Source organism: Streptomyces sp. NPDC057445 (assembly GCF_042802855.1).
Classification (GTDB): Bacteria; Actinomycetota; Actinomycetes; order Streptomycetales; family Streptomycetaceae; genus Streptomyces.
In genome coordinates this window covers 79,234-86,387 of record NZ_JBHVDH010000027.1, presented here as the reverse complement: position 1 = coordinate 86,387, position 7,154 = coordinate 79,234, and the positions used below count along the sequence as shown (strand labels likewise).

The 7,154-nt window shown below is 68.2% G+C and carries 8 protein-coding genes; 4 read left to right on the top strand and 4 right to left on the bottom strand.

The features are described 5' to 3' along the window. The first annotated feature begins 370 nt into the window (after window positions 1-370). A complete protein-coding gene (locus tag ACFU5O_RS33785; protein ID WP_384246227.1) occupies window positions 371-808 on the top strand; it encodes a hypothetical protein in 438 nt (145 codons plus the stop codon). Between the two features lie 30 nt (window positions 809-838). Here the strand turns inward: ACFU5O_RS33785 and ACFU5O_RS33780 are convergent, their stop codons facing one another. After that, entirely contained in the window at window positions 839-1,072 is a 234-nt protein-coding gene (locus tag ACFU5O_RS33780; protein ID WP_384246226.1) for a hypothetical protein, read from the bottom strand. Window positions 1,073-1,359: 287 nt separating this feature from the next. Between ACFU5O_RS33780 and ACFU5O_RS33775 the strand changes: the two genes are divergently transcribed. Further along, entirely contained in the window at window positions 1,360-1,620 is a 261-nt protein-coding gene (locus ACFU5O_RS33775) for a transposase (protein WP_384246237.1), read from the top strand. 236 nt (window positions 1,621-1,856) lie between these two features. Here ACFU5O_RS33775 and ACFU5O_RS33770 read toward each other — a convergent pair whose 3' ends face one another. Continuing rightward, window positions 1,857-2,861: a MerR family transcriptional regulator gene (locus ACFU5O_RS33770; protein WP_384246224.1), complete on the bottom strand. Its 1,005-nt coding sequence runs from the start codon at window positions 2,859-2,861 to the stop codon at window positions 1,857-1,859. 3 nt (window positions 2,862-2,864) lie between these two features. Beyond that, window positions 2,865-3,536: a HEAT repeat domain-containing protein gene (locus ACFU5O_RS33765; RefSeq protein ID WP_384246223.1), complete on the bottom strand. Its 672-nt coding sequence runs from the start codon at window positions 3,534-3,536 to the stop codon at window positions 2,865-2,867. 625 nt (window positions 3,537-4,161) lie between these two features. Here ACFU5O_RS33765 and ACFU5O_RS33760 point away from each other — a divergent pair. Further along, on the top strand, window positions 4,162-5,268 hold the full coding sequence (locus tag ACFU5O_RS33760) for an alpha/beta hydrolase family protein (protein WP_384246221.1): 1,107 nt from the start codon (window positions 4,162-4,164) through the stop codon (window positions 5,266-5,268). Window positions 5,269-5,472: 204 nt separating this feature from the next. Here ACFU5O_RS33760 and ACFU5O_RS33755 read toward each other — a convergent pair whose 3' ends face one another. Next, window positions 5,473-6,312 carry a LysR family transcriptional regulator gene (locus ACFU5O_RS33755; protein ID WP_384246220.1) on the bottom strand — a complete coding sequence of 280 codons (840 nt, stop codon included), beginning with the start codon at window positions 6,310-6,312 and terminating at the stop codon, window positions 5,473-5,475. A gap of 92 nt (window positions 6,313-6,404) precedes the next feature. Between ACFU5O_RS33755 and ACFU5O_RS33750 the strand changes: the two genes are divergently transcribed. Next, window positions 6,405-7,142, top strand: coding sequence for an SDR family NAD(P)-dependent oxidoreductase (locus ACFU5O_RS33750; protein WP_384246235.1), 738 nt, complete (start codon window positions 6,405-6,407; stop codon window positions 7,140-7,142). Window positions 7,143-7,154: the final 12 nt, after the last annotated feature.

Sequence of the window (7,154 nt, the reverse complement as noted above, 5' to 3'; positions counted from 1 at the left end):
CCTGAGCCACGCCAGGAAGCTGTTTGAGTGTGTCGGTGCGCTGGAGGTTGGCCGGCCCGGCCCAGACGGAAAAGCGCGTCCGGGAGGGTCCGCGTGCGGCGCTATCGCCGCTGGAGGCGTTCGAGTCCTGGGTTCAGATCGTGCCCGTTTCCTTCGTCAAGGCGTCGTTGCGCGTATCGGCTGTGTCGTGGGTATGCGCACGGATATTCGTGGCGAGGATGGCCTTCCACGGCTGCGGGCGGCTTGGCCTTCTCCGTGTCGTCGAAGACGCGATTCTGATCCACATGATGCGCTGGCCCGACGAGATCCGGGACCCCGCCGAGCCGGCCCGCAGGAGACCGAGCAGCAGCTCGAAGGCGCACTGCCGCTCATGGACACGATGAGCAGCGACGGCATGCCCGACCTGCACGACGAATACTGCAAGGAGCGCCGCGGCGAGACGGCGACCGTCCACGAGATGGCGGAGAAGCGGACCGCGAAGAGGACCGCGTCCAAGAAGACCACCGGGAAGAAGACGGCCGCCAATAAGGCAACGGTGAAGAAGGCCGCGGGCAGGAAGCCGCGCAGTCCTGGCGGAGGCGGTCGGTCGGCCCCGACGGCCCGTACGTACTGGGAGAACCGGGGACCGCGCGACTGGCGGCCGGTGACAGTACGGATCCGCTACGGGGACCTGAGCGGGGAGCCGGTACCCGCGCTGCCGCATGTGCGGCTGAAGCGGAAAGCTCCCATGAATGTGCTGGTGGAGCGAGACGACGGGTCGAGAGTGGTGAAGCCGATCCGGCAGCTCCGCGTCCATAGCCCAAAATGAGGCACACGCCCCTCTGGGACGCCGTGTTGCTCAGGCGTGATCCACGAGTTGCGTGGCGCCGCGCTGGCGAGCACAGTGCGCGCAGCAGAAGAAATGCCCATCGGCCTGAAGCCCGTGGCCGAGGATGCGGCACTGACAGTTGTCGCAGATTGGCGCCATCTTCTGGGCCACGCATTCGATGCTGTCGAATACGTGGACTGCCCCCGCGGCGTGCACCTCGAATGCCAACTCATAGTCGTTGTGGCAGACCTCGCATACAGCCATGAATGATCAGCTCCTCTGGCGCCGCAGCGGATGGCGACGTGACGATGATTCAGAACGTATCGCTCCCAGACCGCGGCACTTCGGATGGAACCGGCCTGGCGGACCGAAATCCCTCAAGTGGGCCCCCAGGGAGCTACCCCGCCGCTGGTGGTTGCCCGCGACCGTCTACGCCGACGTGCTGGCAGGCATCTCGTACGCCGGTCATCGTGGGGGCTCTCTATCCCTCCAGGACGTGCGTCGAAAGTGGATCTTGGACGTGGAATGATCTCGATTCGTGACGCGGGGAGATCCAACTGACGAGCAATGGGCCGTACTGGAGCTGCTGTTGCCGAAGGGCAAGAAGCCCGGCCGGGCCACCGAGATGGGCCAGGCGGCAACTGATCGACGGCAACCGCTTCCGGGTCCGCACCGGCATCCCGTGGCGGGACGTGCCGGAGAAGTATGGGCCGTGGGGCCGGGTGTTCGACCTGCTCCGCCGCAGGCAGCGCAACGGCACCTGGCAGCGCATCTTCACTCAACCTCAGGCCCGGCCGATGCGCAGGACCTGATCAGCTGGGACCTCACGTCGACCCCACCGTCTGCCGGGCCCACCAGCACGCCGTCGGAGCGCGGAGAAGGGGTGGAGCAGCACCCTGGGACGACCCGTGACTTCGTCGGCCGCTGCAGTGTCGGGGTAGTGCTGCGGAAACCGGCCAGGAGGTCCGCTGCCCCTTCGGTGGACGGCGATATGCCCGGGACCGCTCCGCCCCGCGGGCCGGGTACGCGGTACCCCGGGAGAGACACGTCACCGTGCGTCGCGCAGCTGAATAAGGTACGCCGCAGTCAGCGCAACGGCGCGGTCCTCATCATGCGACAGCTCCACGAGGGCACGTGACGCTTTTGTCCCAGGGACGGCGGCCAGCGCCTGAGTCAGCCGTCCGCGTGCAGGCGCTTCAGTGGTGGCGTGGGTGAGGGTATCGACGAGCCTGGTCTCGATCTGATCCGCCATCGCGGTGTCGCTCGCCAGCACGCTCAGTGCATCGGCTGCATCGACGTCGTTCTTTCCTTCCACGATCATGTCGATGAGGGTCGGGACCGCATCGGCCACTCCACGTGTCCCGAGCGCCAGAGCCGCATACCGGCGGACGACGACGTCGGGGTTCGTGAGGGCCTGCCGCAGCTGCGCGGTAGCCTCATCGCCGGGCATCTCGGCGAGGGATTGAACGGCACGTTCCCGCACCGCGGCCACCGGTGAGCCGAGGCCCTCCGCCAGCAGTGCCGGGCCGCCGTCGCCCGATCGCGCCAGCGCCCAGCGAAGGGCTCCGGCGACGTTCGGCTCCGTCTCGCTCAGTGCCGCCTCGACCAGGGCCTCCAACGGCACCGGAACCTCGTCGACCGAGGCAAGGGCCGCGCGCTGGCGTGTGTCGGCGCTCTTCGAGCCCAGTGCCTGGAGGAGCGCAACGACCTGGAGGACGTCCTCCCAGCCGGCGGGGTTAGCGGCATCGATCCGGCGCAACTGCGTGAGCAGCTCGGTCTCGGCCGCGATGCGTTCGCGTGTTTGACTGATGAGGTCGCCGACGAGCGCCGAGGGCGTGAAGCCGGGATCGTCGAGCGCGCGTCCGATCTCACGCAGCGACAGCCCCAGCGACCGCAGGCTCTCGATATGGAAGATCCGCCGGATGTCCTCCCCGGAGTACTCCCGATAGCCGGAGCCCGTGCGACCGGAAGGCTGTACCAGGCCAAGCGACTCGTAATGCCGGAGCATGCGGGCACTGACCCCGGACCGTCGTGCCACCTCACCGATCAACACGTCCTATCGTCCCTCCTGGCCGGACCCGCCGAGGGCCACGACGCGCTTCGCCTCCTCGATCGCGAAATCGAATCCGGCGTCCGGGTCGCGCAGCAGCCGTTGTGTGGCGAGCGCGTGCGCGCGAACGCGAGGGTCAGAAACCGTCGTCGCAGCACGCAGAGCCGGCACGATTATTTCACCCAGCGCGACCAGTGCCCGGCTGAGACTCAGCTGCGTCTCCCGCTCACCGCGCCCGAGCTGCGTCGCCAGCACCTCGGCCAAGGCGGACTCCTCATCTTCCGGCACGAGCACGACCGCGGCCCGCCAGGCACTCCGCGCCACTTCGTCGTCGGCGTCGGACAACAGCGTTCGTGTGATCGCTGGCCACGCCTGCCGGTCCCCGATCTTGGACAGCGTGTGCAGCGCCTGGCTCCGTGCCTGCGCACGCTCCGAGCGGACTTCGCAGACCAGCTCGGGGAGCGTCATGGACACCGGATGGCGGGTGAGCGCCCAGGTCAGCATGTCGCGGACGAAGAACTCGGGCTCGATCGCGCATCGCTCGATGAGCTTGTCGATGAAGCGCGGGTCAGGCGCCGTACCGACCGCCAGAGCAGCCCGCAGTCGCACGGACGAACGGCCGTCCTCCAGCCCCTGGAACGCTCGTACGGCATCCGTGTTCTGTCTCGTGATCGTCATTCGAGACCACCTCCTGGCAAGCAGTCAAGGCCCTGTCACCGTGTCAAGGTCAAACAGGGCCCGCTGCGCGATCACCAGTCACCTGCTGCGGGCCCGCCAGGGCCAGCATGAGCGCCTCCGGCCTCGGAACAACGGAACAGCCTATTTGCGCCGCCCACCCACAGAATCAGTGGCCGCTCACAACCAGGCCGCCGGGACAGGGTGGCAGGCTGAAGCGGAGCAGCGGGCGGGCTCTCCTGACTCGGCGGGGGAGCTGCATGCGGCCCGCAGTCGGATCCATGCCGAGCATGGCCGCCTGCGGGAGGCCCGTCCGCAGCGCCCGTTACGAGATGTGACCTTATGCGCTATGTACGAATTTTGGTGGGTCATAGCGTGGCAGCGTTGGCGGGGGACGACCGGGTGTGACGGTAGCGGTATGACCAGCCAGGCGAGACAAGGTGGCGCTGCGGGCTCGACGGGTGCCGCCGGGATTGCGGCAACGGAGGGAGTCGCGATCGACGGGCAGGGGAACGGGCGCACGCTTGATTTGTTCCCGGGTGTGATCCAGAACGATTCGGCGCGTTGGGCGTTGGAGTATGTGGGCGGGGGCGCTGACGTCGGGCAGATTCTGGCCATCGCGAATGACATGAGGGGCGACGACGACGGGGCGTTCTATGACGCCTGGTACGGTGCCGCGAACCGCTATACGGGGTACGCCAGGGACGCCGAGCGGCAGGGGAAGAGGGGCACGGCCCGCTATCACTACTTGCGCGCCACGGTCTACGCCGGGGTGAGTTACCGTCCGTTGTACGGGAAGCCGGTCGATCCCCGCCTCGTGACCGCCTTCAACACCCAGTTGGACTCGTTCGGCAAGGCCATGGCGCTGAGCGACCGGCCCGCGGAGCCACTCGATGTCTCCCTCGACGGCCACAGGCTGACGGTGCTGTTTTTGCCCGGTGCGGGTGCGTCGACCGCCCGTCGCCCGGTCGTGGTCATGAACAACGGTTACGACGCTGCGGTGCCGGACATGTACTTCGCCATGGGCGCGTTCGCGATCGCGCGGGGCTACCACGTGGTTCTCGTGGACGGCCCCGGCCAGGGGGCACCGTTGATCTGCGACGGGTTGACCCTGATCCCGGACTGGGAGAGGGTCATCCGCCCCGTGGTCGACGCCGTGGTCGCCCGCCCCGATGTGGACCCCGCCAAAGTCGTCCTGCAGGGGTGGAGCCTCGGCGGCCACCTGGCCTTGCGGGCAGCGGCGGGCGAGTCCCGTCTCGCCGCGATCGTGGTGGACCCTCCCGTGTGGTCGATGCTGTCCAACGTCCCTCCGGCCTCTGCGCTCGGCGTCACGTCCGAGGCACTGCGGCGCCTCCCGGAGGTCTCCGACGCGGACCTGGCCGCGATGCAGACAGCCATCGAGACGATCCCCCGCTTGAAGTGGGGCCTGGTCGATCGCGGGTTCTGGGTCAACGGCGCCCACGACCTGCGCGACTACTTCCGGAAGATCGCCCCGTTCACCTTGGAAGGACACAGCGACGACATCCGCGTTCCCGTACTCGGAACCATGGCCGACGCCGACCCCCTCGCCCGCAACGCCGAGGCCACCCTCGCCCGCCTCAAAGCCCCCACCACCCTCCGGAAGTTCACTGCGGCCGACGGCGCCGGAGACCACCAGGAGCAGCAGAACCGCGCTCTCGCCGAAACGGTCATCCTCGACTGGATCGATGACACGCTCGCGGACTCCTCCCGTTAGCCGTGTCACCGGTCAGTGGACTGAGCAGGGGCTAGGGGAATGATCTTGGGTGACCCAGCTACGGGGCGGGTGGCGGGAAGGCCCGTCAGGCGGCGGACGGCGGCGGGTCCAGTCGCGCTGCCGGGCCAGTGGCGGTCCAGCGCGGTTCCGGCCGCCGATCCGAACGGTCGGCCGCTTCCACGCGGGCAGATGCAGAGCAGCCAGTCAAAGACGTGTTGCTATGCGGATCAGGTCGGCGACTGAGCGAAGTCGGCTGTGCGACGGCCAAGCGATCACCGTGGTCACGGGCGGAGCGTCCAGGACCGGCACGGCGGCGAGATCCCGGCGCAGGTCGGTGCCGGCGGACTCGGGCACAACCACCGTGGTACGGCCGAGCGCGATCAGCTGGAAGAGCTGTGTCAGGTTCCGTACCTCGACCCCTGGCCCCTCGGGGTAGTTGCCGCCGGGATCGGGCCAGCGAGCCATCGGGAGGTCCGGCAGTGCGGTGACTTCGGCCATCCGGATCTCGGAGCGGCCGGCAAGTGGGTGAGAGGTGGGCAGGATCGCCACCTGCCCCTCGGTGTACAGGGTTTCGCTGTCGAGTCCGGCCGTTGAATCGAACGGCAAGTGCAGCAGAGCCACGTCGGCCTGCCCGTCCTGCAGCAATGTCTGTTGCTGGTGTGCCTCGCAGAGCAGCAGATCGACGGTGGCTGCGCCGCGCTCCGCGCGGTAGGCGTCGAGCAGTCTGGCCAGCAACTCGGCGGCGGTGCCGGATTTGACGGCGAGGACGAGGCGGGAGCGCCTTTGCGCAGCCTGCTGGGTACGCCGCTCGGCTGCGGCCACCGCGCTGAGGATCGCGCGCCCTTCGGACAGCAGTACGGCCCCGGCTTCAGTGAGTGTGACCTTGCGGGTGGTGCGCTCCAACAGCATGACCCCGAGCCGCCGTTCGAGCCGGGCGATCGCGCGGGACAGGGGCGGCTGCGCTATCTCCAGACGCTGGGCGGCCCTGCCGAAGTGCAGTTCCTCGGCGAGGACGACGAAGTACCGCAGCTCGCGTATTTCCATGCATGCACCGTACTTCGGCGGACGGTCGATTTATGTCGCTCGGGTATTGGTGCGTTACCGAGGTGGTGTTGGTGCATGGTCGAAGCGCGGCCATGCTCGCTGTCATGAGCAAGAAGACAATCGCGCTGGTCACCGGCGCGAACAAGGGAATCGGGTACGAAATCGCGGCAGGGCTGGGCGCATTGGGCTGGAGCGTCGGTGTCGGCGCCCGGGACGAGGGGCGCGGGAAGGACGCCGTGGCGAAACTGCGCGCGGCGGGTGTCGACGCGTTCGGCGTGCCCTTGGACGTGACCGACGACGCGAGCGTGACCGCCGCGGCGCAGCTGATCGAGGAGCGGGCGGGACGCCTTGACGTCCTGGTCAACAATGCCGGTGTCGCCGGTGGTTGGCCGGAGGAGCCCGCGGCCCTCGACCTGAAGACCGTGCGGCGGCTGGTGGAGACCAACGTCATCGGCGTCATCCGGGTCACCAACGCGATGCTGCCACTACTGCGCCGCTCGACACACCCGCGGATCGTCAACCAGTCCAGCCATGTCGGCTCTCTGGCCCTGCAGACCACGCCCGGTGTCGACCTCGGCGGGATCAGTGGGGCGTACGCGCCGACGAAGACCTACCTCAACGCCGTCACCATCCAGTACGCCAAGGAGCTGAGCGGCACCAACATTCTGATCAACAACGCCTGCCCCGGCTACGTGGCCACCGACCTCAATGGGTTCAGCGGTACTCAGACCCCTGAGCAGGGCGCGGCGATCGCCATCCGGTTGGCGGCTCTTCCCGACGACGGCCCCACTGGTCAGATGCTCGACGACAACGGAGTCGTGCCATGGTGATGGTCTGATGTG

Coding starts and splice junctions, on each gene's coding strand:
- ACFU5O_RS33755 (WP_384246220.1), bottom strand. CDS start 6,312: ATGGAAATACGCGAGCTGCGGTACTTCGTCGTCCTCGCCGAGGAACTG.
- ACFU5O_RS33760 (WP_384246221.1), top strand. CDS start 4,162: ATGAGGGGCGACGACGACGGGGCGTTCTATGACGCCTGGTACGGTGCC.
- ACFU5O_RS33765 (WP_384246223.1), bottom strand. CDS start 3,536: ATGACGATCACGAGACAGAACACGGATGCCGTACGAGCGTTCCAGGGG.
- ACFU5O_RS33785 (WP_384246227.1), top strand. CDS start 371: ATGGACACGATGAGCAGCGACGGCATGCCCGACCTGCACGACGAATAC.
- ACFU5O_RS33780 (WP_384246226.1), bottom strand. CDS start 1,072: ATGGCTGTATGCGAGGTCTGCCACAACGACTATGAGTTGGCATTCGAG.
- ACFU5O_RS33750 (WP_384246235.1), top strand. CDS start 6,405: ATGCTCGCTGTCATGAGCAAGAAGACAATCGCGCTGGTCACCGGCGCG.